General features: G+C 62.9%; 29 protein-coding genes and 1 tRNA gene. 12 read left to right on the forward strand and 18 right to left on the reverse strand.

Features of this window, described 5'->3' with window-relative positions; translation table 11 throughout:
* Nucleotides 1–11 precede the first annotated feature (11 nt).
* Genes IE053_RS00620 through IE053_RS14390 form a run of 5 tightly spaced genes read right to left on the reverse strand, consistent with a single transcriptional unit; the run spans nt 12 to nt 2,722 of the window.
* On the reverse strand, nt 12–203 hold the full coding sequence (locus IE053_RS00620) for a Trm112 family protein (RefSeq protein ID WP_189570450.1): 192 nt from the start codon (nt 201–203) through the stop codon (nt 12–14).
* Between the two features lie 7 nt (nt 204–210).
* Nucleotides 211–870 (reverse strand): LON peptidase substrate-binding domain-containing protein, encoded by a 660-nt coding sequence (locus tag IE053_RS00625; protein ID WP_229785997.1) that lies wholly within the window; start codon nt 868–870, stop codon nt 211–213.
* Between the two features lie 52 nt (nt 871–922).
* Complete coding sequence (trxA, locus tag IE053_RS00630) at nt 923–1,873, reverse strand: thioredoxin (protein ID WP_189570454.1); 951 nt, start codon at nt 1,871–1,873, stop codon at nt 923–925.
* Nucleotides 1,874–1,924: 51 nt separating this feature from the next.
* Nucleotides 1,925–2,425 (reverse strand): prolyl-tRNA synthetase associated domain-containing protein, encoded by a 501-nt coding sequence (locus IE053_RS00635; protein WP_189570456.1) that lies wholly within the window; start codon nt 2,423–2,425, stop codon nt 1,925–1,927.
* A gap of 48 nt (nt 2,426–2,473) precedes the next feature.
* The gene (locus IE053_RS14390; protein ID WP_229785998.1) at nt 2,474–2,722 is read right to left on the reverse strand and encodes a MarR family winged helix-turn-helix transcriptional regulator; all 249 of its coding nucleotides are present in this window, start codon (nt 2,720–2,722) and stop codon (nt 2,474–2,476) included.
* Between IE053_RS14390 and IE053_RS00645 the strand changes: the two genes are divergently transcribed.
* The 3 genes from IE053_RS00645 to IE053_RS00655 all read left to right on the forward strand — a co-directional run bounded on the left by IE053_RS00645 (nt 2,721) and on the right by IE053_RS00655 (nt 4,874).
* Nucleotides 2,721–3,176 (forward strand): hypothetical protein, encoded by a 456-nt coding sequence (locus IE053_RS00645; protein ID WP_229785999.1) that lies wholly within the window; start codon nt 2,721–2,723, stop codon nt 3,174–3,176. The genes IE053_RS14390 and IE053_RS00645 overlap by 2 nt on opposite strands.
* A gap of 86 nt (nt 3,177–3,262) precedes the next feature.
* Nucleotides 3,263–3,337 (forward strand) — tRNA-Gly (locus IE053_RS00650).
* 127 nt (nt 3,338–3,464) lie between these two features.
* Nucleotides 3,465–4,874, forward strand: coding sequence for a DUF6538 domain-containing protein (locus tag IE053_RS00655; protein WP_189570461.1), 1,410 nt, complete (start codon nt 3,465–3,467; stop codon nt 4,872–4,874).
* 282 nt (nt 4,875–5,156) lie between these two features.
* Here IE053_RS00655 and IE053_RS00660 read toward each other — a convergent pair whose 3' ends face one another.
* Nucleotides 5,157–6,680 (reverse strand): hypothetical protein, encoded by a 1,524-nt coding sequence (locus IE053_RS00660; RefSeq protein ID WP_189570463.1) that lies wholly within the window; start codon nt 6,678–6,680, stop codon nt 5,157–5,159.
* A gap of 73 nt (nt 6,681–6,753) precedes the next feature.
* Here IE053_RS00660 and IE053_RS00665 point away from each other — a divergent pair, with 73 nt between their 5' ends.
* Nucleotides 6,754–7,371 (forward strand): TetR/AcrR family transcriptional regulator, encoded by a 618-nt coding sequence (locus tag IE053_RS00665; protein ID WP_189570465.1) that lies wholly within the window; start codon nt 6,754–6,756, stop codon nt 7,369–7,371.
* Here the strand turns inward: IE053_RS00665 and IE053_RS00670 are convergent.
* Complete coding sequence (locus IE053_RS00670; RefSeq protein ID WP_189570467.1) at nt 7,356–7,979, reverse strand: TetR/AcrR family transcriptional regulator; 624 nt, start codon at nt 7,977–7,979, stop codon at nt 7,356–7,358. The two genes, IE053_RS00665 and IE053_RS00670, sit on opposite strands and share 16 nt — an antisense overlap.
* Nucleotides 7,980–8,026: 47 nt before the next feature.
* Here IE053_RS00670 and IE053_RS00675 point away from each other — a divergent pair, with 47 nt between their 5' ends.
* From IE053_RS00675 to IE053_RS00710, 8 genes are all read left to right on the forward strand, one after another.
* Nucleotides 8,027–8,941 (forward strand): alpha/beta hydrolase, encoded by a 915-nt coding sequence (locus IE053_RS00675; RefSeq protein ID WP_189570470.1) that lies wholly within the window; start codon nt 8,027–8,029, stop codon nt 8,939–8,941.
* Between the two features lie 141 nt (nt 8,942–9,082).
* Nucleotides 9,083–9,670 carry a hypothetical protein gene (locus IE053_RS00680; protein WP_189570472.1) on the forward strand — a complete coding sequence of 196 codons (588 nt, stop codon included), beginning with the start codon at nt 9,083–9,085 and terminating at the stop codon, nt 9,668–9,670.
* An 11-nt stretch (nt 9,671–9,681) separates the two neighbouring features.
* Entirely contained in the window at nt 9,682–10,110 is a 429-nt protein-coding gene (locus IE053_RS00685; protein WP_189570474.1) for an SRPBCC domain-containing protein, read from the forward strand.
* A 62-nt stretch (nt 10,111–10,172) separates the two neighbouring features.
* Nucleotides 10,173–10,523 carry a YciI family protein gene (locus IE053_RS00690; protein ID WP_189570476.1) on the forward strand — a complete coding sequence of 117 codons (351 nt, stop codon included), beginning with the start codon at nt 10,173–10,175 and terminating at the stop codon, nt 10,521–10,523.
* Nucleotides 10,520–11,752 carry an RNA polymerase sigma factor gene (locus tag IE053_RS00695; RefSeq protein WP_189570478.1) on the forward strand — a complete coding sequence of 411 codons (1,233 nt, stop codon included), beginning with the start codon at nt 10,520–10,522 and terminating at the stop codon, nt 11,750–11,752. The genes IE053_RS00690 and IE053_RS00695 overlap by 4 nt, the downstream gene beginning before the upstream one ends.
* A 156-nt stretch (nt 11,753–11,908) precedes the next feature.
* Nucleotides 11,909–12,127: a type II toxin-antitoxin system Y4mF family antitoxin gene (locus tag IE053_RS00700; RefSeq protein ID WP_189570480.1), complete on the forward strand. Its 219-nt coding sequence runs from the start codon at nt 11,909–11,911 to the stop codon at nt 12,125–12,127.
* Nucleotides 12,124–13,386 carry a type II toxin-antitoxin system HipA family toxin gene (locus tag IE053_RS00705; RefSeq protein WP_189570482.1) on the forward strand — a complete coding sequence of 421 codons (1,263 nt, stop codon included), beginning with the start codon at nt 12,124–12,126 and terminating at the stop codon, nt 13,384–13,386. Before IE053_RS00700 ends, IE053_RS00705 begins: the two co-directional genes overlap by 4 nt.
* Complete coding sequence (locus IE053_RS00710; protein WP_189570484.1) at nt 13,386–14,102, forward strand: hypothetical protein; 717 nt, start codon at nt 13,386–13,388, stop codon at nt 14,100–14,102. Before IE053_RS00705 ends, IE053_RS00710 begins: the two co-directional genes overlap by 1 nt.
* A 17-nt stretch (nt 14,103–14,119) precedes the next feature.
* Here the strand turns inward: IE053_RS00710 and IE053_RS00715 are convergent, their stop codons facing one another.
* The 11 genes from IE053_RS00715 to trbB all read right to left on the reverse strand — a co-directional run bounded on the left by IE053_RS00715 (nt 14,120) and on the right by trbB (nt 23,960).
* Nucleotides 14,120–14,428 (reverse strand): DUF736 domain-containing protein, encoded by a 309-nt coding sequence (locus tag IE053_RS00715; RefSeq protein ID WP_189570486.1) that lies wholly within the window; start codon nt 14,426–14,428, stop codon nt 14,120–14,122.
* Between the two features lie 4 nt (nt 14,429–14,432).
* The gene (locus tag IE053_RS00720) at nt 14,433–14,669 is read right to left on the reverse strand and encodes a DUF2274 domain-containing protein (RefSeq protein WP_189570488.1); all 237 of its coding nucleotides are present in this window, start codon (nt 14,667–14,669) and stop codon (nt 14,433–14,435) included.
* Nucleotides 14,666–15,937 (reverse strand): TraB/TrbI/VirB10 family type IV secretion system protein, encoded by a 1,272-nt coding sequence (locus IE053_RS00725; protein ID WP_189570490.1) that lies wholly within the window; start codon nt 15,935–15,937, stop codon nt 14,666–14,668. Before IE053_RS00725 ends, IE053_RS00720 begins: the two co-directional genes overlap by 4 nt.
* A 4-nt stretch (nt 15,938–15,941) precedes the next feature.
* Entirely contained in the window at nt 15,942–16,979 is a 1,038-nt protein-coding gene (gene trbG, locus IE053_RS00730) for a P-type conjugative transfer protein TrbG (RefSeq protein ID WP_189570492.1), read from the reverse strand.
* 5 nt (nt 16,980–16,984) lie between these two features.
* Entirely contained in the window at nt 16,985–17,677 is a 693-nt protein-coding gene (gene trbF, locus IE053_RS00735) for a conjugal transfer protein TrbF (RefSeq protein ID WP_189570494.1), read from the reverse strand.
* 207 nt (nt 17,678–17,884) lie between these two features.
* Complete coding sequence (gene trbL / locus IE053_RS00740; protein ID WP_189570496.1) at nt 17,885–19,195, reverse strand: P-type conjugative transfer protein TrbL; 1,311 nt, start codon at nt 19,193–19,195, stop codon at nt 17,885–17,887.
* A 6-nt stretch (nt 19,196–19,201) separates the two neighbouring features.
* Nucleotides 19,202–19,900: a P-type conjugative transfer protein TrbJ gene (trbJ, locus tag IE053_RS00745; protein ID WP_189570498.1), complete on the reverse strand. Its 699-nt coding sequence runs from the start codon at nt 19,898–19,900 to the stop codon at nt 19,202–19,204.
* Nucleotides 19,901–19,910: 10 nt separating this feature from the next.
* Entirely contained in the window at nt 19,911–22,382 is a 2,472-nt protein-coding gene (gene trbE, locus IE053_RS00750; RefSeq protein ID WP_189570500.1) for a conjugal transfer protein TrbE, read from the reverse strand.
* The gene (locus tag IE053_RS00755) at nt 22,376–22,633 is read right to left on the reverse strand and encodes a VirB3 family type IV secretion system protein (protein WP_189570502.1); all 258 of its coding nucleotides are present in this window, start codon (nt 22,631–22,633) and stop codon (nt 22,376–22,378) included. The genes trbE and IE053_RS00755 overlap by 7 nt, the downstream gene beginning before the upstream one ends.
* A complete protein-coding gene (locus tag IE053_RS00760) occupies nt 22,633–22,968 on the reverse strand; it encodes a TrbC/VirB2 family type IV secretion system protein (protein ID WP_189570504.1) in 336 nt (111 codons plus the stop codon). The genes IE053_RS00755 and IE053_RS00760 overlap by 1 nt, the downstream gene beginning before the upstream one ends.
* Nucleotides 22,965–23,960 carry a P-type conjugative transfer ATPase TrbB gene (gene trbB, locus IE053_RS00765; protein ID WP_189570506.1) on the reverse strand — a complete coding sequence of 332 codons (996 nt, stop codon included), beginning with the start codon at nt 23,958–23,960 and terminating at the stop codon, nt 22,965–22,967. The genes IE053_RS00760 and trbB overlap by 4 nt, the downstream gene beginning before the upstream one ends.
* Nucleotides 23,961–24,111: the final 151 nt, after the last annotated feature.

Below are 24,111 nucleotides of genomic sequence, written 5' to 3' on the forward strand. Positions count from 1 at the left end.
GTTAAGCGCGCTCAGGCATCCTTGAGCGGGCGCGCCTCGCTTTCGAGCATGATCGGGATGCCATCGCGGATCGGATAGGCAAGGCCCGCCTGGTCGGAAATCAGCTCCTGCGCATCCTCGTCATAGCGCAGAGGCGCGCGGGTCACCGGGCAGACGAGCAGGTCGAGAAGCTTGGCGTCGGGTTTGAGTATGGTGTCGGCCATAGGGGCCTTATTGCAGCCGTTCGGCGCTGTCGTCATCAAGATCCTGGAGCTTCTGCGCGATGGCCATTTCCATCAGGGCTATGAGCGTCTCGCCGCGCTTCTCGATCGAGGGCGCTTCGAGGAGGGCCTGCTTCTCGTCCGGTTCGAAGGGGCAGGACATGGCGACGGAGTTGATGATGGTCTCGGCGCTGGCGCCGTCGATCGAGTCCCAGTCGGCCCTGAGCCCGACATCCTCGAGATATCGCATCAGGAGCTCGATCACCCGCTCACGCAGGAGGGTGTTCTCGTCCTGGTCGGCGTGGAGGTCGGCGGCGAAGCCGCCCCAATCAACCTCTGCGACGCGGAACCCGCCATCTGTGAGGTGGTGATTGAGCAGCCTGAAGCGCGAAACGCCGGTGAGGGTCAGCAGGAAACGGCCGTCGCCTGTCTCCATGAACGACGTGATCCGCCCCGCGCAGCCAACGTCGTAGAGGCTGGGATTGACGTCATCGCCGTGCCTCGGACGGACCATGCCGATCATCCGGCCATGACCGAGCGCGTACTCCGTCATGGCGAGATAGCGCGGCTCGAAAATGTTGAGTGGCAGCTGCGCCCTTGGCAGCAGGATGGCACCGCGAAGCGGAAAGATGGCGATCTCTCCAGGCAAGGCCTTGTCCTGTCCGCTCATACACGTTGATCCAACCATTGGACGGAGCGGGAATACGCTCCATCCCTAGGAGTTAGCTGAAAAGCAGGGAAGACAAGCGGCGGCGAGCTTTCTTGACCTCGGGATGGGCGGCACCGAGCGCATCGAAGACGGTGAGCAGCTTGGCCTTCGCCGCGCCCTCGTTCCACTCGCGGTCCTTCGCGATCATGTCGAGGAGGGTGGCCATGCCGCCTTCGGTGTCGCCTGCGCTGATCTGCGCTTCGGCATAGGCGAAGGCTGCTTCCTGGTCCTCCGGGTTGCGCTCGTGGGCGGCCCTGAGCTCCGCGAGCCCCGAGCTGTCGGTGGTGTCGCCGGCGAGTTCGAGCTGGGCGCGGACCTGGGCGAGGGCGGGGTGGTCCTGCTTGTCTTCGGGGATTTGCGACAATGTGGCGCGGGCGGCCTCCTTGTCGCCCGCGGCGAGCTGGACACGGGCAGCGCCCGCGATGGCTTCGACCTGCTCGTCGCTGCCGGGCTCGGCCTGCTGGGCGGCTTGGCCGAAGGCCTGCATCGCCATGCCCAGATCGCCCTGGGCGAGAGCCTGCTCACCGGCGGCGATGACCTCGCCGATGTTCAATGCCTGGGGCTGCCCGCCGCCAAGACCCATCTGCTCAGCGGCAGCGATGATACGGTCGAGGAAACTGTTGACCTCGCTCTCCGGCACCGCGCCCATGAAGCCATCGACGGGCTGGCCGTTTACGAAGGCCATGACCGTGGGCAGCGACTGGATGCGAAGCTGCTGGGCCAGCATCTGGTTCTTGTCGGTGTCGACCTTGACCATCTTGACCTTGCCGCCGCGGGCGAGGGTGGCCTTTTCGAGGATCGGGCCGAGGGTTCTGCACGGGCCGCACCAGCTGGCCCAGAAATCCACGATGACCGGGACCTCGGTCGATGCGTCGAGGACATCGGCCTGGAAGGTCTCGATGGTGGCGTCCTTGATGAGGTCGGCGGCGTCGGGCGCACCGCCCAGGTTCGGGGTGGGAGACATGGCGTCGGTCCTGTCGTTTTGTGCGTTGTTGCTGCGGAGATGGCCGCTCGCTCAGTCCTCGGCAAGTCCGAGAACGATGACGGCCCTGCTGTGAAGCTCGGCGAAGCGGCGGAGGTCCTCCGGCGCGATGGCCGTGGACGCCGTGTTACGCAAGGGGTGCGCCCAGACCGTATCAAAGCGGAAGAGGTCCTCGTCGAGCACCACTTGGCCGATGCGCATGGACCTGTCGTTGATGAGGGCGAAGGGGGTGAGGTGGCCAGGCGCGACGCCTAGCACCTCCTCCATGACCGCGCCCTTGGCGAAGCTAAGCCTGCCGCGAGCCCCGACAGCTTCCGCGATCTTCTTGAGATCAGCCCGGTTCGAGCCCAGGGCCGTGACGAGGGTCAGGCGCCCGTCCTTGTCCTGGAGAAGAAGGCTTTTCGACCGCCCTCCGGGAAGGCTTTCGGCGAGATGTCGGCTCTTTTCGACCGTGTGAGTCGCCTCGTGTTCCACCGTTTCGGCGGCGATGCCCATCTCCTCGAAGCGGGCAAACAAGCGGCGCTCTGCGTCCATTCTCTCTCCGCCCTGGCGGCCAGCCCCCAAGAAATCGGGCGTAATCTGTCAGGATTCGCGCTGGCTGGAAGCCAGCCGCTCCACGATCTCCCGGAGAAGCCCGTCGAGGGTCGCCACCTCGGCGTGGCTGATGCCTTGAAGGGCGCGCGCGACGCCTTGATAACGGCGGGACAGCGCCTCTTCGATGACCCTGCGGCCTTCGTCGGTGAGGGAGACGACGCGACCCCTGCGGTCATGGTCGCTGACCCTGCGCGTGACGTAGCCTGCGTCCTCCAGTCGGCCCAGGGCCGTGGTCATGGCGCCGGAGGTGCTCATCATCGCCGTCGTGGTGTGGCTGATCGCGGGGCGGAAAAGACGGGGCTTATTCGGGTGGGTCGGACTGAAGCCGCCGACAGGCGGTTCGATGCTGGTGGCCCTCGGCGTCTGGGTCGCCCTCAACATCGTGACCCTGCCGATCTACCTTTTCACCGGCCTCAAGGACCTTGCGAGCGGGGAGAACACCGTCGCTGCAGCGGTGGCGGAGCGGGGGCTGGCCCCTGATGTCCTGCTGCTGATCTTGCTTTTGGCCGGGGTCAAGACGGCGCTGACGGAGGAGATCCTGTTCCGCGCGGCGATCTTCCTCCTGCCGGGGGCCGCGGGTTGGCTGATGGGGTGGCTCAACGAGAAGGTAGGGAACGGATCGATCTTTCCCGGATGGCTGATGCATGCCCTTGGAAATGCTGTGTCCCTGACGTTTTTCGCAGCCTCCTGAGCCGGTGGAAAACTCACGCCGATTTTTCTCGAAAAAGGCGCTTGCACGGGGGCTTCCGAGGTGCTTATTACGCGGCTCGCCAGTGAGCGGGCGTAGCTCAGGGGTAGAGCATCACCTTGCCAAGGTGAGGGTCGTGCGTTCGAATCGCATCGCCCGCTCCAGATTTCTTTTCTCGAAACTTCATAAGCCATTGAAAAGCAAGGATTTACTTGCTTTCTCTGCGCATTCGAATCTTTTTCGTGCTATTTTTGGGCTAGAATATTGCTAGATTTTGGGCCATAAAATGCCATGGCCCGACCTCTTGATGGTGATCGATACCTCCGCCAGCGGGCGGGATGGTACTACTACTACCGGCACATTCCGCGCCGGGTTCAACCCTTCTATGAGAGCCAGACGATCCGCCTCGCGCTCAGCACTCAGTCACGCGACATCGCCCGGATGCGCCGGGATGAACTTGTCGAAGCGGATGACGCCTATTGGGCCCAACTCAAGCTCTCGCTTGACCTGGAAAAAGCCGGGCAAGCCATGGACACGGCCCACGCGCGCAAACGCTATGACATCGCCAAGGCGCGCGCGATGGCGGCGGGCTACACCTATCGCCCCGTGGACCAGCTCGCTGATCCGTCCCAGATTGAGGATATCGTCAGGCGGCTACTCACTGTCGAGCAGCAGACCACATCGGACGGCCGTCTGAACGAAGCTGTGGTCAATGCCGTCCTGGGCGGTGTCAGCGAACCGAAAACGACTGTTTCGGAAGCGATGGATATCTACAAGTCGAAGATCGCACTTGGCGAATTGCGCAGCAAGTCACCGGCTCAGAAAAAGCTCTGGCACGCCACAAAGGATAGGTCGCTTCGGTATTTTGTCGAAGTGATCGGCGACCTGCCTATCGCCGAGATCACACGCGAGCATGCGCAGGCCTATTTCGACTGGTGGAACCAGCAGCTTTCGCCGGATGATCCAGACGAAAAACCGAAGAAACCGAAAACCGCGGCGCGGCATTTCAGCGACGTTCGCAAGCTCTACGCCGAGTATTTCCGATACATGGGCGAAGAGGATCGCCAGAACCCGTTCCGCAACATGAACTTCAAGGGCAAGTCGCGGACGGTGATCCCCGCGTTTCCGGATGCCTGGGTGCGCCAGAAGATCCTTGTTCGCGGCGCGCTCGATGGCCTGACGGAGGAGCTTCATCTCGTCACCTTCATGCTGATCGAGACCGGCTGCCGCCCAAGCGAGATCATCAATCTGCGGCCGGAAGATATAGTTCTAAAGGCAAAGGTCCCACACATCGCCATCCGGGCGCGCGAAGACCGCGAAACCAAGACCGAAACCTCGATCCGCGAAATCCCGCTGGTCGGTGTCGCACTTGAGGCAGCCAAACGCGCGCCGGGCGGTTTTCCGCGTTATGTCGACAAGTCCAATTCCTTCTCTGCAGCGATGAGCGCGGCCTTCAGGCGCCGCGAGCTCTTCCCGACAGCGGATCACGTCATCTATTCGTTCCGGCATTCCTTCGAGAAGCGGATGCAGGAAGCCAACATCGACTACGCTCTGCGCTGCCTCCTGATGGGGCACAAACATGACCGCCCTAAATATGGGGATGGCGGATCGTTGAGCTATCGTCGTGATGAGTTGATGAAGATTGCGCACCCCGTGCCAAACGATTTGTTCGCAGACTTCGACGCGGCACGCACGGCCTAGTTTGGGCCGAGAGCGACTGAATACGGTCGAGTTTTTCGGTGAGTGACCTCCGGCGCTCGAAGTCTGCGTCGAGGATTTCGAATAGCGGCAGAAACTTGTCGCCGAACTCAGCAACGATCCGCGCAGCGACGGCGCGCGCCCGCTCAAGGTCTTCCGTCGAAACCGTCATGCTCGACATGATCAGACAGGACCGCAAGAGCCGCCACCTCGGAACCTCGTGAATGCGCGGGGCGATCGACCTGGATTTGCAAGGGTTCAGAAGATGGTTTGGCGACGGAACGGTTAGCGGGTGGTGGGGCGGAGGCGGACCATTCCCTGACGGACGCCAAAGACGATCGATCTGTCCGGCAGGAGGGCGTTGGTGTTCCCTCCATCGGTGAATTTCGCCGAGCGACCAAGTTCGACTTCGAAGGCGACGGCGCCCGTCCTCCGGTCAAGACCGCGATAAACGTAGCTGCAATCGCGGTCGCGACCGCTGCCATAAAGCAGGCCGGAGCCCGAGCTGAGTGTCATCACATTGTTGAAGGGAATGTCCGCATTCGCCCAGACAAGTTCGAGTTGGTCAGTGTCGGGATCCCACCGCACCATCTGCACTCCCCGGGGCGCATTCCGCCGGCACCGGAGCGAAATGCCAAGGCCCGCATACTGGGCGACGGCGATGTCATAACCCGAAACGGGCGGCGAGTTCTCCGCTGTGAACCCGTCACCTTCCCAGGTCGAATAGGGAAGCTCGATTATTCCTGCGATCTGCCGGTCCTGGCCGGCAAGGCCTTGCCAGTCTGCGGGCGGCTCGCCACGCCAGAAGGCGACGAGATTGTTTTTCCGATGACTGTCCACGGCGACCACAAGCTCATCCATGCCCGCACGGCCGACCAGGGTCGGCGTCGTCCCGCTGCCTGTGCAGGACTGGCCGGTGATCGCGCGGCGCTCCTCAGCCTGCCGGTCCTCCGATGCTTCATCACAGCCTGGGCCGCGAAAGTCATAGGGCGCGCGCCAGACAAGGGTGAAGCGCGCGCCATCCCAGTTCACCTTGGTCATGGCGAAGTATGAGGCGATGAAGATGTTGCCGTCTTCATCCATTGGAAACGAGTTGTGCGTGGAGAGGTCGTTGGTCGCCTTTCCGAGGTCGAACCACGCGGCCTCTGAAAAGTCCTGGCGAACCGCGCCGATATAGGCCGCATCGGTGACGTAGATCACCCAGCCGTCATAGGAGAGGTTCAGGACGACCGGCTCGCCCTTGACCTCGGGCGGCAGGGCGTAGCGTCCCTCGAGGATAATCGGCGAGCCAGGATCGGTGTCATCGGCCTCGCCAAACTTCAGGATTTCCCGCGTGTTTGGCGATGGCACGAAGGCCGTGTTGCCGACGGCCAGCTGCATGTTCCAGTGAATGTTCCAGTCCAGCGCCCGGGGTGTAATCTCATAGGCATCGACGAGTTCAAACCGGTCGCCCTTGATATGGACCTTGAACAAATGGGTGAGGTTCGTGGACCAGGCGGTGCGGGAGCCGTCCGGATAGGCATCCGATATGTGCATCTGCGTCGGCGCGCCGCCACGGCCGGGCATGCGGATGTATTGAACGTCCATGGCATCCCCCGGCTCGGGACCACGCGCGGTGGTGGAGGACTGTGCATAACCATTGCGGTGAAACTGGCCCCAGACATCGCCCGCTGCAAAGGGGTTTGCTGGCGCCTCTCCCTGCATGTCCAGCGGCGTTTGGGCCGATGCGGCAGGCGGCATGGTGCAGGAAATGATGACCAAGGCAAAACCGACCATCGCCCGATCAATAAATGCTCTGACCATCATCATTCCTCCTTATTATATGTGATCATAATAATATTTCGCACCTTTTGGAATGCCGCAGAAGCCCTATCGTGGCTGAATGACTGAAAACGCCGATCACGCCGTCGCCAGCCGGCGCCTGTCGCCGGAGGACCGGCGCCGGGCTTTGCTCGAGACTGGGCTGCGGCTCTTCGGCTCAGCTCCGTTCGACCAGGTTTCACTGGAGGACATTGCGCAGGCTGCAGGTGTCAGTCAGCCACTGATCCAGCACTATTTCGCCAGCAAGCGCGGTTATTTTGTAGCCGTTGCCCGCCACGGCCTCGACAAGTTGGAAGCGACCACTCGAACCCGTGCGGAAGGTGGTGCGTTCGAGGCGCTGGAAAGCAATCTCAGGGCGTTCTTCCAGTTCTTCGGCGACCATCCTGCGGTGGCGGGTCTCCTGAAGACCGCCACCGGCTTTCCGGAGGTGGCCGAAATGATTGATGCCTATCGGTCGCGCACTGTGGACATTGTTCTCGACGTCCTGCCGGTCGACGCGCGCACGGCGTACACCAAGGCTGCGATCCATGCCTGGAACGGCCTAAACCAGGCCCTTGTAACGCGGCTTCGCGATGATCCTTCCTTGACGGTCGACTGGGCTGCGCGGTTTTCCAGAGACGCCCTCTTGTCGCTATTGAAGCTGGCCGAGCACGGCGGCGTCCCTCAGGACAAGAGATAGCCCTTCAGCATCTTCGTGGCTTCGCTCGCCATGCGGTCGGCCGGCAGAGGTAGTCCTACCTCATCGATCAGCCACCGATGGGCCAGCGCATCAGCGGTATCGACCAGAAGTGTCGCCCTGATCCCGGGATCGCTGACATTAGGCGCAAGAGCTGCGGCGAGGAGGGAGATGGTGCGCTTGCGCAGGGCCTCGACACGGGCACGCTGCGCCGGAGAGACAGGAACCTCGCTTGAGAGGGCGCGGTGCAGGCGCGGATCATTTTCGTGCAGGCGGACGAAACCGGCCACCAGCGCCTCGACCAGGACTCCAGTGTCCGTCACTCCAGCCAGCGACGACGCTGCTGCCGCGAGCGTCTCTTCGGCCTCTGTCAGGTGCCGGTCGATGATCACGTCGAGAATGGCCTGCTTGTTGGGAAAGTATTCATAGACCGATCCAACTGATACGCCCGCGCGGCGTGCAATCGCATTCGTGTTCACGGCTGGCCACCCTGCCTCGGCCAGAATCCGAGCTGCGGCCTCCACGACAGCATCCACCGTGGCCTTCGCGCGGGCCTGCTGCGCCTGCCGCACGGCGCGCCTCGCAGGTTTTTTGGGCGATTGTCCGGCCATTGATAATCCGAGTACCAAAATCCGAATAATTGCTCAATAATATAGCTATGAAGCGTTTTCGCAATTCACGATCCTGGAAGCGATACAAGGCGGTCATCCGCGAGGCGTTTGGGATCAACCTTACCGTGGAACCCAACGAGATGGTGCGCGACATTCGCTGTCATCGCGTCCGGATCGATGAATGGTTGCCCGACGGCGTGCCGCGCGGAACGCTGCTGGCGGTGCATGGCGGGGGCGGCAATGGGCGCATTCTCGCGCCCTTGTGCGAACCGGCCGCGGCGTTGGGATGGCGAGTGCTGGCGCCGGATCTGCCGGGATACGGCCTCACCCGCCCGGCGAAGGGCTATCGCGGCGACTATGGCGAATGGATCCATGTCATCGCCGAACTCGCGGGCTCGGAACCGGGACCGGTGGTGCTCATGGGTTTGTCCATGGGCGGGCTGACGGCGTTCCTTGCCGCCCAGGAAAGCCGCAACGTGGCGGGCGTCATCGCGACGACCTTACTCGACCTGTCCGACCCCGAGGTCTTCGTCCATGCGGCGCGCTGGCGATGGCTCGGCCGGTTCAGCCTGTTTTCGATGTCTGTGATGCCGTGGGTCTTTGACCGATTCACGATGCCCTTGTTCCTGGCAACGCCGCTTGCGGCCATGAGCGACGACCGGCGCGTCCAGGACTATTTCCGGACCGATCGGCTGCTTGGCGCAAGCTGGAAGTCGGCCCGGTTCTTCCGCACCGTACACCAGCACCGCATAACGCGCTGGGACTGCCACTGCCCGCTCCTGCTGGTGCATCCGGGAGCCGATGCCTGGACGCCGACGCGGCTCAGCCTTGCCGTGTTCGACCGCATCGAGGCCGACAAGCGCTTCGTCGAGCTCAGCAATGGATCGCACCTTCCCCTCGAACAGCCTGCCAATGATGAGCTGATGCGGGAGTTGGCGGGCTTTCTGGGGGAGCTTGCCTGATGCTCGGGACGGGTCTGGCGCAAAGGGCTCCGGTTAGTGATCTGAAAAATAATCAGCCCATGTGTAGAAATCGATCCTGGCTCAACCGTCTTCTTTACGAAGCCGCCTTCTGGCTTCTCTCAAAGAAAGGAGACGTCAAACATGTTGAAACCTTCCCTGATCGCGCTCGCCGCCATGGCCTGCGTCCAACCTGTCGCAGCGCAGGATTTTGCGCCGCGCGAGGCCCTGCAAACTGTCGAGGGCACCTTCCGGAGCGCTGCTCCGGAGCCCTGGTATGGCGGCTTCGGCACCCGCGAATTCATCTTCGCCGACGGCCAGTGGCAGCTTGTCTTCACCCATGCGCTCGACCCGGCGATGACCCTGCGCACCTTCCAGTTCCGCACGGGTGGCCCGTTCGAGATCGGCGCCCCGTCGGAGACCGTTGCCGGCGCCTATCGCGGCGTGTTCCAGGAGGATTGGAAACATTTGACGCTGCTCACCGACAATCCGGAGATTGTCGCCGGAATGGGCATGGCCGGGTGCGGGCTGACCTTCAATCTGGAGACGGACATTTCCGAGACCGGATGTGCGTCCTGGCGGCCCGTGGCTGAATGCGGCGAAGATCATGACCTCTTCGCCATGGATGAGGTCGGCGTCTATTTCGGCGTTCGGCCAGCTGACAATAACATGTGTACGCCGGACAAGACGCCCACCGCGCTCCTGCCTGTCGTTGCACGCTTTGGTGAATGAGGGAGGCTGCGATGAGTTCCGATCTGCAAATCCACACCTTTATTCGTGCGCCGCGCGAGGCGGTCTGGGCTGCCATCACCGAGGCGGACCGTGTGGCGGCGTTTCACCCCGCCGGCATGCAGGCCAAGGCCCTGCCGGGCGGAGGCATAGCGCTTCACCGCCCCGATGACGGGTCTGTCTTCATTCGCGAACCGCTCCTGTCGCAGGAGGTTGGCACGCGACTGGAGCTTGGCTTTGAACCGGCCTGGGCCGACGTGCCCGGCGGCTCAAAGGTCGTGATCGAATTGTCCGACGATGCGCTCGGCACCAAGGTCACGCTGAGCCAGACCAATTGCGCCGCGCTCGGGATCGGCGACAATTGGGACCGGTTCCTGGCCTCCCTGAAGTCCTGGCTGGAAACTGGCGAGAGCCTTTACCGTGCGCCTGAAAGCGCCGCGTAAACCGAAACAACTGCGTCCCGTCGATCTTAAGGCGGGACGCCCTGAACCTTATGGAGAAACCCATGCAATACATCATCATGAATTATACTCCGCCCTCGGACGACGCCGATGCTGACTCGATCCGCGCCGCCGCAGATGGGGAGCTTTGGGGAGCGTACACACGTGCGCTCCTGGAAGCCGGCGTCATGGTCGGCGGCGAAGCGCTGCATCCGCCCCACACCGCAACCACAATCCGTGTGAAGGACGGCCAGCGCGAGGTGCAGGACGGGCCCTACGCCGAGACCAAGGAGCAGTTCGGCGGGTTCTACGTCATCGACGTTCCTGACCTCGACACCGCGCTGGAGTGGGCCGCGCGCAATCCGGCTGCCGCCAGCGGCGCGGTGGAGGTGCGCCCGGTCGTAATGCGTGCATGAACAAAGACCCGTCCCGTGCGGTCGAGCAGGTGGCCCGCTTGTCCTATGGCAGGCTGGTGGCGCAGCTTGCCCGACGGACCGGCTCCCTCGCTGATGCGGAGGACGCGCTGGGTGATGCGCTCGCCCGGGCGCTCGAAGCCTGGCCAGTGAGCGGCGTCCCGGACAATCCGCGTGCCTGGCTCGCCACTGTCGCATGGCGCCGCCTGACGGACCAGGCGCGACACCGGGCGCTGCCGGACACTTACCAGATGGAACTGATCCGCATGGCTGAGGAACGTGGCTCCACCGCAGAATGCACAAGTGATCCGCGCCTGGGGCTCATGTTTGTCTGTGCGCATCCCTCTATCGATCCAGCCCTGCGTGCGCCGCTCATGCTGCAAACCGTGCTCGGGCTCGATGCGCGGCGTATGGCCAGCGTGTTTCTGATACCGCCGGGCACGCTTGGCCAGCGGTTGACGCGGGCAAAGGCGAAGATCGAGGCGGCAAACATCCCCTTCGCACCGCCAGAGGGGCGGGATTTCGAGGGTCGGATGAGGGATGTGCTGAACGCGGTCTATGCCGCCTATGCAGTGGGCTATAACGGCATTCCTGCCGGTGATACCAAGTCGGTGGGCATGGCTCAGGAGGCGATCTGGCTGGCGAGCCTGATTGCAGCGGAGTATCCGCCGGAGTCCGAGGCCCATGCCCTGTTTGCGCTGATGCTGTTTGCTGAAGCGCGTCGACCAGCGCGTACCGACAAGGCTTCAGGCGCGCTTGTTCCGCTGGAGGAACAGGACACCGAATTGTGGGATGCCGCGTGCCTTGCCGATGCCGAACGCGCGCTCGCCCACGCGGTACGCAATCCTTCTCTTGGGCGTTATCAGCTGGAAGCATCCATTCAGGCCGTCCATGCCGCGCGCCGCAGGACGGGCAAGACGGACTGGCAGGAGCTTGCCCTGCTTTATACCGGGCTGGTGAGGATCGCCCCTACTATCGGCGCACGCACAGGGCACGCTGCAGCCCTCGCCAAGACAGACGGGCCGGAGGCGGCTTTGGAGGCACTCGACGCCATAGAGGCTGACAAGGTCGCGTCCTACCAGCCCTGGTGGGCAACCCGGGCGCACGTACTGGCCGAACTCGGGCGGACTGAGGACGCCATGGCGACCTTCGACCGGGCCATTGGCCTCTGCGACGATCCTGCCGCCCGTATTTACCTTGCTGGGAGAAAATCTGCCCTGCTGCATAGCTGAAACGAGAGGTCGCCAACGGTGTTTCCTGTGATCGAAATTCCCGAACGGGAATAAATCACTCAAAGAAGGCTCGACGCACACGATTATTCCCGTTCGGGAACATTTCTCTTGACGCCATCGCTCCGATTGAGTATCTTCCCGCTCAGGAAGATTACCATGACGACACCAACAGACATTGGAACCACCATACGCGCCGCACGCAAGGCGCAGGGCCTCCGGCAGGACGAGCTTGCGGCGGCGGCCAATGTCGGCGTGCGCTTTCTGATCGAGCTGGAAGCCGGCAAGGAAACAGCCCAGATTGGCAAGACGATGGCCGTTCTGGCTGCGCTCGGTATCGACGTTTCGCTTACCTTGCCTGACGGGGATGCTGCGTGACGCGGCGGCTGATCGTCTGGTGGAATGGGGCGCGTGTTGGCCAGCTTGCCTTGAATGAATATGGCGAACCTGAATTCGCCTATGCAGCGGACTGGCTCGCTATACCGAATGCGAGGCCGGTCTCTGCCTCATTGCCGCTACAGCCAGAACCTTTCGATCGGCGGGCGACTCTCCCCTTTTTCGAGGGCCTCTTGCCGGAGGCGTCGCAGCGAACCGCCATCGCGCAGGCGCTCGGTATCTCCGAACGAAATGAATTCCGCCTCCTGGAAGAGATTGGCGGCGAAGTCGCGGGGGCGATCGAAGTGTGGCCGGAGGACATAGAGCCCTCAGTACCCAGCGTAACCGGCACGTCCCGAATTCTGAGCGATGATGAGCTTGTCGCGCTGATCGACCGGCTGCCTACGCGACCCATGCTGGCGGGCGGCGAGGACGGATTGCGGCTTTCGCTCGCTGGCGCGCAGTCCAAACTGCCTGTGATCTACAAGGGTGGCCAGATCGCGCTGCCCGCACCGGGGGAGCCGACAACACATATCCTCAAGCCTGAAATCGCCCGGTTTGACGGCACCGCCGAGAACGAGGCCTTCTGCATGCGGCTCGCCCGCGCGATCGGGCTTGATGTGGCCGAAGTTCAGTATCGGACCGTTGGCGACAAGCGGTTCCTGCTGATTGCGCGTTATGACCGGCAGGCGAGAGAGGACGGGAAAACCAATCGTCTTCATCAGGAGGATTTCTGTCAGGCTCTCGGCTTCACCTCGGCGCGCAAATACGCTAGCGATGGCGGGCCGGTCTTTCGGGACTGTTTTGCGCTCGTCAGGCGAATGACAACCCGGCCTGCGGCTGAAGTTCTCAAGCTATTGGACGCCGCCCTGTTCAACGCGATCATTGGCAATGCCGACGCCCATGCGAAGAATTTCAGCCTGCTCTATCTGCCGGACCGAACGCAGCTTGCGCCGCTCTATGATCTGCTTTCCACGGTTGCCTACCCCGATCTCAGCCAGAGGTTTGCCATGAAGATCGGCGGACGCCGAACGCTGGAAGAGATTTATCCCGCCGACCTGGATAAGTTCGCGAAGGACATCGAGATCCGCGCGCCATTTGTCCGCAAGCGGATGGGCGAGATTGCAGAGGCCATCATTGGGCGATCGGATGAAGTTGCGGCAGCGCTTGCGTTGCCGAATGACCGGCGACAGCGGCTGAATGGGGTATGCGACAACGTTACAGGGCGAGCGAAGTTGCTACTGGATCGGCTCAAGTCCTGATGGATACCCAGTCGCCGTTACGCAATATCGAAACCGTTTCGCCCAATATCAGGATGGCGCGACTCTCCAACTGCGCGATCGCGCTGCTTGAGCATGCCGAAAAGAGCGGCGGTCTTGGGCTGACGCCTGGGCGTGCGCTCAAGCGCGTGCATGTCGATTGGGCGGCTGAGACTTTCGACTGGCCCGGTTACACATCCGACGAGCTCTATCGTGTGAACAAAGTGCTCAATGAGGAGGACGTGTTTCCGCTGTGGGTGATCCATCAGCTCTTGCTCGATACAAGGCATGCCCGTCACTTCAAGAGGCAACTCAGACCGACAAAGATCGGACGGCTACTCATCGGCAATCCCAGCCGCGCTTTCAATGAAATCGTTCCAAGGTTCTTGTTCGACATCGATCATGCCGCGATGGGGCGTGGGCGCTCGGAGATTCCTGGCGAATTGTCTGACTATCTCGACATGCTCAATCTTGCGGCAGATGACTGGATTTCTGTCAAAGATCTGACCGTACAACTGCGGGGTCCGTCTCCAAACCAATGGGACTACCGACCTTCATCACTGTATGTGAACGTCCTACGCCCGCTTGTCTGGGCTGGCTTGATGCTGGAAACCGAGGACAGCGCCGAAGAAAGGCACGTCCAGAAATCATCGCTCTGGCATGAAGCGCTGTCACTGCCTTCCGACAGCATGCGTGTTCATGGTGCCCAACCCAATTGATCGCAGACTTCGGCTATTCATTTCGCCCGGTTCCAGACCATGACGCCGGTGCCATCCTTTTCATTCTCGAAGAAGGCTGCGCGCATGGGGCTGGCAAAGCTTGGGTCATCAAGTTTGACGGCGAGATACGGGGTCTCCCCATCCTTGCTTTCCTGACGCCAGGCCGCGCCGAGTTCGGCCCCGCCGGCATAGAGGCGGAAGTCGGGTGCGCCGTCTGAGACCTTGTCCGCATTGGGAACAAGCTGCGCTTTGACATTGATGGTCATGGTGCGGATGGTGCCGGTATAGCTGCCATCTTTCAGGGTGAAGGTGCCGATCTGTGCCATGGGTTTAGGTCTCCTTGCTGGCATTGGAATGAAGGGCGCGGCGCGCCCGCTTAAAACCGGCGTCTGAGGCCAGGAAGCTTTCGATCATGGCCGGGATCAGCGCTTCAGGCTTTTCTTCCGCGCCATAGGTCTGAAGGTAGATTTCGGCATAGTCGCTGAGCGCGCTGGCGAGGTCCGGATCAACCGAGAGGCTCATGCGCACCGGGGTGCGGTCGGGAAGACGGTCAAGGCGAAGGGTCATCGTGTGGCTCCTTGTGGATGGGGTCTGAGAATGAGGTCGCGGGTGACGACCACGCGCAGCGGCCAGCCGGGCCGCACGCGGATGGTCGGCTGGATGCCAAGGTTGCGCTCGACGACCCGCTGACCGGCCTGATTGACGGTGTCCGTCGTGCCTCGCCGGATGGCGCGTTCGAGATCGCCGTCGCCGTCCGCGCCGAGTTCCGCGCCGACGCCGAGGATGGTGGCGAGGCCTGCGGCGATGAACACGCGGTCCCAGTGATGATCGGTTCTGTCAGACAGCCCGGCAAAACCTTGAGCATCAGCACCCGGCGCAGAAATCACAATCGAAGACCCGTCCGGGAAGATGATCCGGTCCCACGTGACGAGCGCGCGGTCCTGCCCGAACGAGACTTCCGACTGGTAGCGCCCGATCAGGCGCGAGCCCTGCGGGATGAGGAGGTATTGCCCGGTGACCGTGTCATAGACGGGCTGGGTGACCTGCGCGACGATCGTGCCCGGCAGGTCTGAGTTGATGCCCGTGACCAGTGAAGCCGGAATGAGCGTGCCCGCCATGACCTGATACGGCGACGCAGGGTCTTCCACGCCGTGTGGATTGTAGATGTCGCTGTCTGGACCTTCGCGCGCGAAGGCGAGCTTGCGGGATTGCAGGTTGGTATCGCTTGGCTGCCCAAAGGCGGACGGCGCACCCTGCGGCAACGCGGCGAGCGCCAGGAGTTCGGATCGGAGGTCGCCTGCAGGATCGCGCCACGCGGGGTCGGAGGCAGATACGGACTGACCTCCTGCTTCAGACTCAAGCCGGAAAAAGACAGGCGCCCGGGCCGCTTCATCGGCAAGAGCAGCTTCGCGCATACGCCGGGCCCGTTCGGCCTCATCGGCCGAATTCGGGCGGAAGTCGTCCTCGAACCGAGTCACATATTCCGGTTCGATGCCGAGTTCGCGTTCAGCCCGCAGCATGGTCGCGCCAAGGTCACCGGAAAGCGGCGGGCCGAGACGTGTAACTGGTTCCGGCCTTAGATCGCTGTAGCTGGTCGGAAGTGTGGAGAGGCCTTCAGGCTTTCTTGTGTTCGTCGTGTTGTAAAGCTCGCGCCTCGTGTCCGGGTCGACGGCGGTTGGCGGTTTGAGCGCAACGCTCATCGCGGCGAACAGGGCGAGCACGCCAAGACCTGCGCCGACCATCAGGACCTTGCGATTGATGCGCGTGACCGGCTTCGGGCTGGAGCGGATCTTCAGCCGCTCGGCATGCTCGTCGAAGGGAATTGGCTCGGACATTTTCCTAGCCCCCGAAGATCGCGGCAAGAGGCGAACGACGCTCGTTGCGGGAGATGCGCACAACGGTCTGGTTGCGCTCGCCCAGGCGCAGCTCGGCCGCGCGGAACAGCCGGTCCACGACATAATAGTTGCCGCGCACGCGGTAGTTTACGAGTTCTGCGTCACCGTCAGCGCTAAGCACAAAGAGCGGCGGCATATCGGTCGTGGCGATGTCTTCGGGCATCTGGATGAACACCTGACGGCCATCGTCGAAGACCCGGACGGGCTTCCAGTCCGGACTGTCGCCACCCATACGGTAATCGAAGTTGAGGCCCTCAAGGGTCAGGCCGCGCTCAATGCTTCCCGCGTCGCGGGCGATGGCGCGCTCATTGCGGGCGGTGAGGCCCGCCAGTTCATCGGCCGGATAGCGCCAGGAGAGCGCGGCCATGTATCCACCATCCGTGCTTTCGAGTTCGAGGTGATAGGTGCGCCGGTCTGTGGCGATCATCAGGTTTGTGCGGATGCCCGCGCTGATCGGTTTGACCAGCACATGGGCGCGGGCGGTGTTGCCGGAGCCGGAGATTGTGTCGCCAACCACCCAGCGCACCGTGTCACCCGCCGAGACCGAGACCAGTTCCTCGCCCGGCTGCAGGGCGATGTCGCTGACCTGACCTGGGCTCGCATAGAGCCGGTAGAGCGCGCCTTCGGTATAGGGATAGACTTGGATCGCGTTCACATAGCCATCGACAGAGGGTTCGATCAGGGCACTGGTGCGGCCCTGACGGATCGCTTCAGCGGGCGACACGGAAGACGTGGCAACGGTACGGGCATAAGTCCGCGTCACGCTGCCATCGGGATTGGTGGTGACGCGCGCGCCGATTGGCATCATCTGGCCGGGCAGCGGAAGCGCGACGGCGGTTTCGACGATCTCGATGGGATAGTCAGCGCGGTCCTCGACCGGCGTCGCGGCGACGAAGGCGCTGGCATCGATGGGTTCGAGTTCCGTCGTGGCGCAAGCAGACAGCAAGGCCAGTGCGGACGCGGCGGTGAGGATGCGAAGCATGGGGATCATTCTCCTGTGACGAGGTCCTGACCCCAATTGAGGGCATGGACGTATAGGCCGAGCGGATTGGCGCGCAGGGTCTCTGCGTCGGTCGGCGGCTGGGTGATGAGGGTGAAGTTGCCGGTGAACCGCTGTGCACGGACGAGCGCGCCATTCTCATAGGTCTTCTCTATCCAGCGGGCCTGGAAGCTGTCGTCTGAGACGCGTACGACGCTGACGACATCTACGGTACGCGACTTGCGGCCGACGTCAGCAAACGGATCATTGGCCGAGGCGTATTCGTTGAGCGTGGTGGCCGCGCGGTCGGTCACGAAGTCATAGGCCCGCAACCAGTTCTCGCGCACGACGACGGGATCGACGCTCAGGCCCCGGACATGCTCGATGAAGTTGGCTAGGTGATGCGCGATCTGCGCATCGGTCGGCGTGTAGCGTTCCGTCGCCGGAGCAACGGCGCGGGCGGCACCCGTCTCGTCGACCTCGACGACATAAGGCGTGACGGTGGATTGCATTGAGCGCCAGACCAGCGCGCCCGAGGTCGCAAAGCAGAGCCCGAGGCAGCCAAGGGCCATCAGACGCCAATTCTTCGCCTGAACGCGGGCGGAACCGATCCTTTCATCCCACACTTGCCCAGCCTTCTGATATGGCGTCTCGGGGAACGGGCAGGGGCCGTAGCTTGAAGATGAACGCTTGAACGCCATGGCTCAGACCTCCTGTCTTGTTGGGTTGAAGCGGGAGCCTGCGGGCCGCTGCCGCGGCGTTCTTCGCCTACAATCCATCCCCCGGATGGATTGTTTTGCCTGCGGCAAACCGGCTGCGAACTCCCAGATTTGACCCGCCTTCTGGTAAGGCGTTTCGGGAAACGGGCTTGGGCCATAGCTGGAGGAGGATCGCCTGAAAGCCATCGTCTAATCGTCCTTGTCTCTGAGGGTTGGGTTCGCGCCGGAGGCACCGCGATCGCCGTCGCGGATCGAATGGGCGGCCATCTGTCCGGCCTGGCCCATGCGCTGGCTGGTCTGCATGCGCCGCGCCCAGCCGGGACTTTGGGATGAAGGTGACGCTGGTGCGGAGGTATCCGAACCGCCGGAGCCGCCCGTGGCGCGCCAGGCGCCCTGACTGCCACGGCGGTAGGCGTCTCTGAGAGCTTGCGCCGGGCGGGATGCCGTGCGGCGCATTGCGTCCCCGCTTGCGCGGGCAACACCGGCGAGACCTGCGGCCACACCCGCTGCGCCTGATGCGCCGGAGGCGACGGAACCGAGCGTGTAGGAGGTGCGTGCCGCGCCGGCCATGCTGGCGCCGGCCTTGACGGCGGAGGACGCCCCGCCCGCGACCGCGCCGACTGCGGCGCGTCCGCCCATGCCGGCGACGTAGGTTCCGGCCGCGACGCCTGCGGCTGCCCCGGCTGCAGAACCTGCACCGAGCTGGGGTGCGCCGGTGATCAGCCCGCTTGCAATGCCGGGCGCAAAGATGCCCATCCAGAAGAAGACGATGGCGGCCAGCACGGTCCCCATGACTTGGGCCAGCGTGACATCATCGCCGGTGCGGAACGCGTCTGTGACGGAGGAGAAAAGCGTCGAGCCGATGCCGATGATGACGGCAAGCACCATGAGCTTGATGCCCGAGGTAATGACATTGCCGAGCACGCGTTCGGCGAGGAACGTCGTCTTGTTCCAGAGCGCAAACGGGACAAGCACAAAGCCTGCGAGCGTCGTCAGTTTGAACTCCAGGATCGTGATGAAGAGCTGCACGGCCAGCACGAAGAAGGCGACCATGATGATCGCCCAGGCGATGAACATCACCGCGATCATGATAAAGTTATGGAAGAAAGAGATTGGCCCCAGCATGTCGCTGATCTCTTCCAAGAGCGGCTGACCGGCATCGAGACCGACACCGGCAATGAAGCCGGGACGCAGGAGATCATCGGCGGTCATGGTCCCGCCGCCAGCGGTCACGCCGAGTTCTGCAAAGCTGTCAAAGACAATCCCTGCCAGCAGCGAAAAATTGCCGATGATGAACGCAAAGAAGCCGACATAGAGCACCTTTTTGAGGAGCCCGGCGATGACGTCCGTGTTCTGAGAGAGGGCCCAGAACAGGCCCGCTAGCGTGATGTCGATGGCGATCAGCGTGGTCGACAGATATGCGACATCGCCCGCCAGCAGGCCGAACCCGCTGTCGATATAGGCGATAAAGGTCGCAAGGAAGGTGTCGATCACGTCCATCTTCCATCACTCTCCGAGGAAGGCCCGTGTCCGCGCCCGGCCGCGTTCGGCCTCGGCAAGCTGGCGCGCGCGCTCCAGCGCCTCGGCGCGGTAATGGGCCGCCATCATGGCTTCCATCTGCATGAGCTGCTCGGTTTGCAGCGCCTCGATCTGGTTGCCCGCTTGCGCCACCTGGAGATTGCCGACGGCGGACTGACTGTCGGCAATCAGGCTGTCGAGGCTTTCAGAGTCCTCGCGCGCCGATGAGACGACTGAGGCCGTGACCTCAAGGCTCTCGCGATAAGCCGTGCGGGACTGACGCCAGCGGGCGCGGGCCTCTTCGACGAGCACGGCCTGACGCGGCGGCTCGGCTCCATAGTCTTCCGGATACGCCTCTTCATACTCGCGCTCGATTTCCTCGACGCGGTAGCCGATCCCTTCAGCCTCGCGCATCAGCTCCTCAATGCGGCGCATACGGCGCAAGATGTCATCGGCGATGCTATCGGGCAGCGCTTCGAGATCGCGCGCCATGTTCTCCAGCATCTCGATCTCATGGGTGAGCTGCTGGATTTGCTGGTTCACTTCCTGAAGGGAGCGGATGGCCTGGTAGATGTTCTGGATGTGGTTGGCCGGGTCATAGACCGTCCATTGGGCGGATGCTGGCGGCGCTGTGATGACAGAGAGCGGCAAGGCGCAAAGGGCGGCGGAAATGAGAAGGCGTTTCATTGCGGGGCTCCTATTCGGCGGCGAGGATGTGAGTGGGGTTGAAGGGCGCGTTCGCCTCGGTCTCCGGCGCATGTCCGGGCCAGCGCGTCAGCAATTCGGCGGCCCAGGGCAGGCCCTTTTCGATGAGCCAGCAGGCGGCAAAGCCGTCGCCTTCGGTTTCCGCCCAGATACGATCCAGGCGCGCCTGATCGTCGGGCGAGGACGCGCCGCAGACGGACAATGCAATCGGCCCGAGACCGAGATCGAAGATGCGCGCGCCGAGCGGCGATTGATAGTAATAGTCGCGCTTGGGCGTGGCTCTCGAGATCAGTTCGACCTGGCGGGCATTCAGGCCAAAACGCTGATAGGTTTCTCGGGCGAGCGGTTCCTGCGCGCGTTCATTCGGCAGAAAGATCCGTGTCGGGCAGGATTCGACGAGTGCTGGCGCTATCGACGAGTTCGCGATGTCCGCAAGGCTCTGTGTTGCGAACACAACGGACACGTTCTTCTTGCGCAGGGTCTTCAGCCATTCGCGGATGCGCGCGGCGAACATCGGATCATCGAGGAAGAGCCAGGCCTCATCGAGGATGAGGAGTGTTGGTGTGCCGTCGAACCGCTCTTCCAGCCGGTGGAAGAGGTAAGTGATGACCGGGGCCACTGCGCCCTTTGCGTGCATCAGCTCTTCCATTTCGAAACAGACAGTATCGGCGAGCGTGAGGCTTTCATGATCGGCATCGAGAAGCCGACCGTGCGAGCCTTCCAGCGTGAAGGGGTGCAGGGCTGATTTGAGCGTATCGTCCTGCAGCATCAGGCTTAGGCCGGTCAGTGTGCGTTCGGATTCTGGGGCTGTGCTGAGGGACTGGATGGCGTCCCAGAGACGTGCCTTGAGGTCCGGCGTCATGCTGACGCCTTCGTTCGTGCAGAGACCCGCCAGCCAGTCGGCGGCAAAGCTTGCCCCGGCCTCTGCGTCGATGTCCGTCAGGGGCTGGAGGCTTGGGGCGTTCGAGCTGCCAAGATCAATATGCGCGCCGCCCATGCAAAGCGTCGCCGCGCGGGCCGAGCGGCCCTTGTCGAAAATGAAGACCTGGGCCCCGTCGTATCGCTTCCATTGCAGGGCGAGGAGCGAGAGCAGCACCGACTTGCCCGCGCCGGTGGGGCCAACGACCAGCGTATGGCCAACATCGCCGATGTGGAGGTTGAGGCGGAACGGCGTTGTCCCATCCGTCTGCGCCTGAATGAGTGCAGGAGCTTGCAAGTGTCTGTTGGTGTCCTCGCCTGCCCAAACGGCAGAGAGTGGCACCATATGGGCAAGGTTCAGCGTGTGCAGAATGGGCTGGCGGACATTGGCGTAGGGGTGACCGGGCAGTGAGCCGAGCCAGGCATCGACGGCGTTGAGGGTCTCGCGGATCGCGGTGAACCCGCGGCCATTCACGATGCGCTCGGCGATGCGGATGTGTTCGTCCACAGTGCGCCGGTCTGGGTCGGCAACGGTAATCGTCGTTGTGACATAGCCATAGGACACGAGGTCGGAGCCGAGTTCCTGGAGGGCGGCATCGGCGTCACTCGCCTTGTTGTCAGCGTCATTGTCGACGAGCGCGGCCTGTTCATTGAACATGGTCTCGCGCAGAACAGCGCCGATGGATTTGCGTTTTGCGAACCAGTGACGGCGCTTTTTGCCCAGGACCTTCTCGGCCTCGGCTTTGTCCATGGCGATGAACCGCGTCGCCCAGCGATAGGCAAAGCCCTGTCGGTTCAGCTCATCGAGAATGCCGGGCAGCGTCGAGGCCGGAAAGCCGAGAATGGTCAGGGTTCTTAGGTGCCCGTCGCCGATCATCGGCTCCAACCCGCCTGCGAAAGGCTCATCAGCGAGCACCGCATCGAGAAAGACCGGCAGCTCGGGCGTGACTACCGGATGGCGTTTGGTCGAGATCGTTGAGTGGAGATAGGTCAGCGTCTCATCATCCGAGAGCTTGGCAATCTCGGCGAGGCAGGTGGAGAGGAGATCAAAGACGCGGCCCGCGTGCTGCTCGAAAGTCTCCAACCGGTGACGCCAGGTGGCCGCATCTTCGGTCTCGGCGCGCTGGATCAGAGCCTTCTCGGCCCGGCCTGTCGTATCGGCGGGTGGTAGCCAGAGGAGTGTCAGATAGTAGGAACTCTCAAACCGCGTGCCGCTTTCTTCGGCTTGCAGTGCGCGTTCCTGATCAATCAGCCAAGTCAGGGCATCGGGAAACTCCGCCTCCGGATAGTCGTGCACCTCTTGGCGCTGCGCCTCGAAGAACAGCGCCCAGCCCGAGCCGAAGCGGCGCAGCACATTGTTCACCCGCGCCATGACCGAGACGAGTTCTTCCTCTGTCGAGCTTTCTAGGTCAGGGCCGCGATATTTGAATGTCGTCTGGAAACTGCCATCCTTGTTAAGGACGACGCCCGGTGCGACGATACAGGCCCAGGGCAGATAGTCTGCCAGAAGCGTGGGTGTGTCGGCATATTCTCTGAGGTTCAGCATGTCAGATGCTCCTTGTGCCGCGTCGAGCGGCTGGCCACGGCCATGAAATCCGGATCAGATCGCGCCATGAACACGGCGGCTGAATGCCCGACGACCCAAAGCACGAGGCCGGGAAGCCAGAGCTGGAGGCCAAGGCCGACGGCGGCAGCCAGTGTCCCGATGGCGATGGCTGCTGTGCGCGGCGCGCCCGCCATCAGGATCGGCTCGGTGAGGGAGCGATGGAGGGGGATTTCATAGCCGTCGGCAGACATCAGATGAGCGCTCCGCCGCCGAAGCTGAAGAAGGTCAGGAAGAAAGAAGTCGCTGCGAACGCGATGGAGAGGCCGAACACGATCTGGATCAGCTTGCGCATGCCGCCACTCGTCTCGCCAAAGGCCAGCGTCAGGCCGGTAATCGTGATGATGATGACCGCCACGATACGTGCAACCGGGCCCTCGATTGAGGTCAGGATCTGATCGAGAGGGCCTTCCCAGGGCATGCCGGAGCCTGCCGCATGGGCTGGCCCTGCGATCAGCAATCCGAGGCCGATACAGGCTGCGACCTGGACCGTTCGGTTCACCGTCTGAAGATGGGTGTAGAGCGTCATTGGGTTTCTCCGTGTTGGACGAGGGACAAAGAGCGGGAGACGAGCGGCTGGGTCTGGTAGCCCTCGCCGTCAAAACCGGTGACGCGCAGCGCCTCTTCGACGCGGCGCTGGCCGCCCGCGCGGGTCATGAACACGACGACGTCGATCGCCTCGGCGATGAGGTCGAAGGGCGCGCGCGGTGTGGCCTCCAGCGTGAGCTGTTCGAGCCGGGTCAATGCGCCGTGGGCGGAGTTCGCATGCAGCGTGGTGATCCCGCCGGGATGGCCTGTGTTCCAGGCCTTCAGCAGGTCTAGCGCTTCGGCCCCGCGCACCTCGCCGACAATGATCCGGTCGGGTCGTAGTCTGAGGGTCGAGCGCACAAGGTCCTGCAGGCTGGTGCTGCCGCGATGGGTGCGAAGCTGGACGACATTGGGCGCGGAACATCTCAGCTCGCGGGTATCTTCGAGAATGACAATGCGGTCGTCATGCAGGGACGCCTCTGCCAGCAAGGCATTGGTAAATGTCGTCTTGCCGGAAGATGTCCCGCCCGCGATCAGAATGTTGGCATGCGTTGCAATCGCGTCCTGGAGTGCCGCCGCCAGCGCAGGCGCGAGCGCGCCCTGGGTGACATAGTCGCCAAGTGAAAAAGGCGTCGTCGCGGGCTTGCGGATCGAAAAGCATGGGCTCGTCGAAACAGGTGGGAGAAGCCCTTCAAACCGCTCGCCGCTGCCGGGGAGTTCGGCAGAAACGATGGGTGCGGATCGATCGCAGGCCTCGCCTATGCTGCTCGCGACAAGGCGGATGATCCGCTCGCGCGCCGCCGCTGAAATGATGTCGGGACTGACCTCGACCCCTCGCCCGGCACGCTCGATCCAGATTGAGCCATCCGGGTTGGCGAGGATTTCGATTACGTCGTCAGTTTCCAGCGCTGCCCGCACCGCGCCTTCGCAGGCAGACCGCAGCATGGATACGCGTCGTTGGTCGGTCTCAAGCGTTCGGGCGGGTGCGGACATCGGGGGAGAGGCTCCTGTCGTTGCTGACAGGTCCAATCCTCTGATGTCGTGCTAGTTTCTGACAGTTGGGAAAGTCGCAAACGGTCGGAACGTATCGAGAGGTCTTGCAAGAGAGATCAAATCAGGTCTGCTGTAGCTTCACCAAGCTGGT

The sequence above is a fragment of the Parvularcula lutaonensis genome (assembly GCF_014651915.1).
In the GTDB taxonomy this organism is placed as follows: Bacteria; Pseudomonadota; Alphaproteobacteria; order Caulobacterales; family Parvularculaceae; genus Parvularcula; species Parvularcula lutaonensis.

What these genes read in the sequence shown, in the direction of transcription:
- IE053_RS00695 (WP_189570478.1), top strand. Translation starts at nt 10,520, where the DNA reads ATGAACAAAGACCCGTCCCGTGCGGTCGAGCAGGTGGCCCGCTTGTCC.
- IE053_RS00635 (WP_189570456.1), bottom strand. Translation starts at nt 2,425, where the DNA reads ATGGACGCAGAGCGCCGCTTGTTTGCCCGCTTCGAGGAGATGGGCATC.
- IE053_RS00685 (WP_189570474.1), top strand. Translation starts at nt 9,682, where the DNA reads ATGAGTTCCGATCTGCAAATCCACACCTTTATTCGTGCGCCGCGCGAG.
- trbG (WP_189570492.1), bottom strand. Translation starts at nt 16,979, where the DNA reads ATGCTTCGCATCCTCACCGCCGCGTCCGCACTGGCCTTGCTGTCTGCT.
- IE053_RS00760 (WP_189570504.1), bottom strand. Translation starts at nt 22,968, where the DNA reads ATGACGCTCTACACCCATCTTCAGACGGTGAACCGAACGGTCCAGGTC.
- trxA (WP_189570454.1), bottom strand. Translation starts at nt 1,873, where the DNA reads ATGTCTCCCACCCCGAACCTGGGCGGTGCGCCCGACGCCGCCGACCTC.
- IE053_RS14390 (WP_229785998.1), bottom strand. Translation starts at nt 2,722, where the DNA reads ATGACCACGGCCCTGGGCCGACTGGAGGACGCAGGCTACGTCACGCGC.
- IE053_RS00720 (WP_189570488.1), bottom strand. Translation starts at nt 14,669, where the DNA reads ATGACCCTTCGCCTTGACCGTCTTCCCGACCGCACCCCGGTGCGCATG.
- trbJ (WP_189570498.1), bottom strand. Translation starts at nt 19,900, where the DNA reads ATGAAACGCCTTCTCATTTCCGCCGCCCTTTGCGCCTTGCCGCTCTCT.
- IE053_RS00620 (WP_189570450.1), bottom strand. Translation starts at nt 203, where the DNA reads ATGGCCGACACCATACTCAAACCCGACGCCAAGCTTCTCGACCTGCTC.
- IE053_RS00755 (WP_189570502.1), bottom strand. Translation starts at nt 22,633, where the DNA reads ATGTCTGCCGACGGCTATGAAATCCCCCTCCATCGCTCCCTCACCGAG.
- IE053_RS00700 (WP_189570480.1), top strand. Translation starts at nt 11,909, where the DNA reads ATGACGACACCAACAGACATTGGAACCACCATACGCGCCGCACGCAAG.
- IE053_RS00625 (WP_229785997.1), bottom strand. Translation starts at nt 870, where the DNA reads ATGAGCGGACAGGACAAGGCCTTGCCTGGAGAGATCGCCATCTTTCCG.
- IE053_RS00645 (WP_229785999.1), top strand. Translation starts at nt 2,721, where the DNA reads ATGGCGCCGGAGGTGCTCATCATCGCCGTCGTGGTGTGGCTGATCGCG.
- trbL (WP_189570496.1), bottom strand. Translation starts at nt 19,195, where the DNA reads ATGGACGTGATCGACACCTTCCTTGCGACCTTTATCGCCTATATCGAC.
- IE053_RS00680 (WP_189570472.1), top strand. Translation starts at nt 9,083, where the DNA reads ATGTTGAAACCTTCCCTGATCGCGCTCGCCGCCATGGCCTGCGTCCAA.
- IE053_RS00715 (WP_189570486.1), bottom strand. Translation starts at nt 14,428, where the DNA reads ATGGCACAGATCGGCACCTTCACCCTGAAAGATGGCAGCTATACCGGC.
- IE053_RS00655 (WP_189570461.1), top strand. Translation starts at nt 3,465, where the DNA reads ATGGCCCGACCTCTTGATGGTGATCGATACCTCCGCCAGCGGGCGGGA.
- IE053_RS00665 (WP_189570465.1), top strand. Translation starts at nt 6,754, where the DNA reads ATGACTGAAAACGCCGATCACGCCGTCGCCAGCCGGCGCCTGTCGCCG.
- trbE (WP_189570500.1), bottom strand. Translation starts at nt 22,382, where the DNA reads ATGCTGAACCTCAGAGAATATGCCGACACACCCACGCTTCTGGCAGAC.
- IE053_RS00725 (WP_189570490.1), bottom strand. Translation starts at nt 15,937, where the DNA reads ATGTCCGAGCCAATTCCCTTCGACGAGCATGCCGAGCGGCTGAAGATC.
- IE053_RS00675 (WP_189570470.1), top strand. Translation starts at nt 8,027, where the DNA reads ATGAAGCGTTTTCGCAATTCACGATCCTGGAAGCGATACAAGGCGGTC.
- trbF (WP_189570494.1), bottom strand. Translation starts at nt 17,677, where the DNA reads ATGGCGTTCAAGCGTTCATCTTCAAGCTACGGCCCCTGCCCGTTCCCC.
- IE053_RS00710 (WP_189570484.1), top strand. Translation starts at nt 13,386, where the DNA reads ATGGATACCCAGTCGCCGTTACGCAATATCGAAACCGTTTCGCCCAAT.
- IE053_RS00670 (WP_189570467.1), bottom strand. Translation starts at nt 7,979, where the DNA reads ATGGCCGGACAATCGCCCAAAAAACCTGCGAGGCGCGCCGTGCGGCAG.
- trbB (WP_189570506.1), bottom strand. Translation starts at nt 23,960, where the DNA reads ATGTCCGCACCCGCCCGAACGCTTGAGACCGACCAACGACGCGTATCC.
- IE053_RS00660 (WP_189570463.1), bottom strand. Translation starts at nt 6,680, where the DNA reads ATGATGATGGTCAGAGCATTTATTGATCGGGCGATGGTCGGTTTTGCC.
- IE053_RS00690 (WP_189570476.1), top strand. Translation starts at nt 10,173, where the DNA reads ATGCAATACATCATCATGAATTATACTCCGCCCTCGGACGACGCCGAT.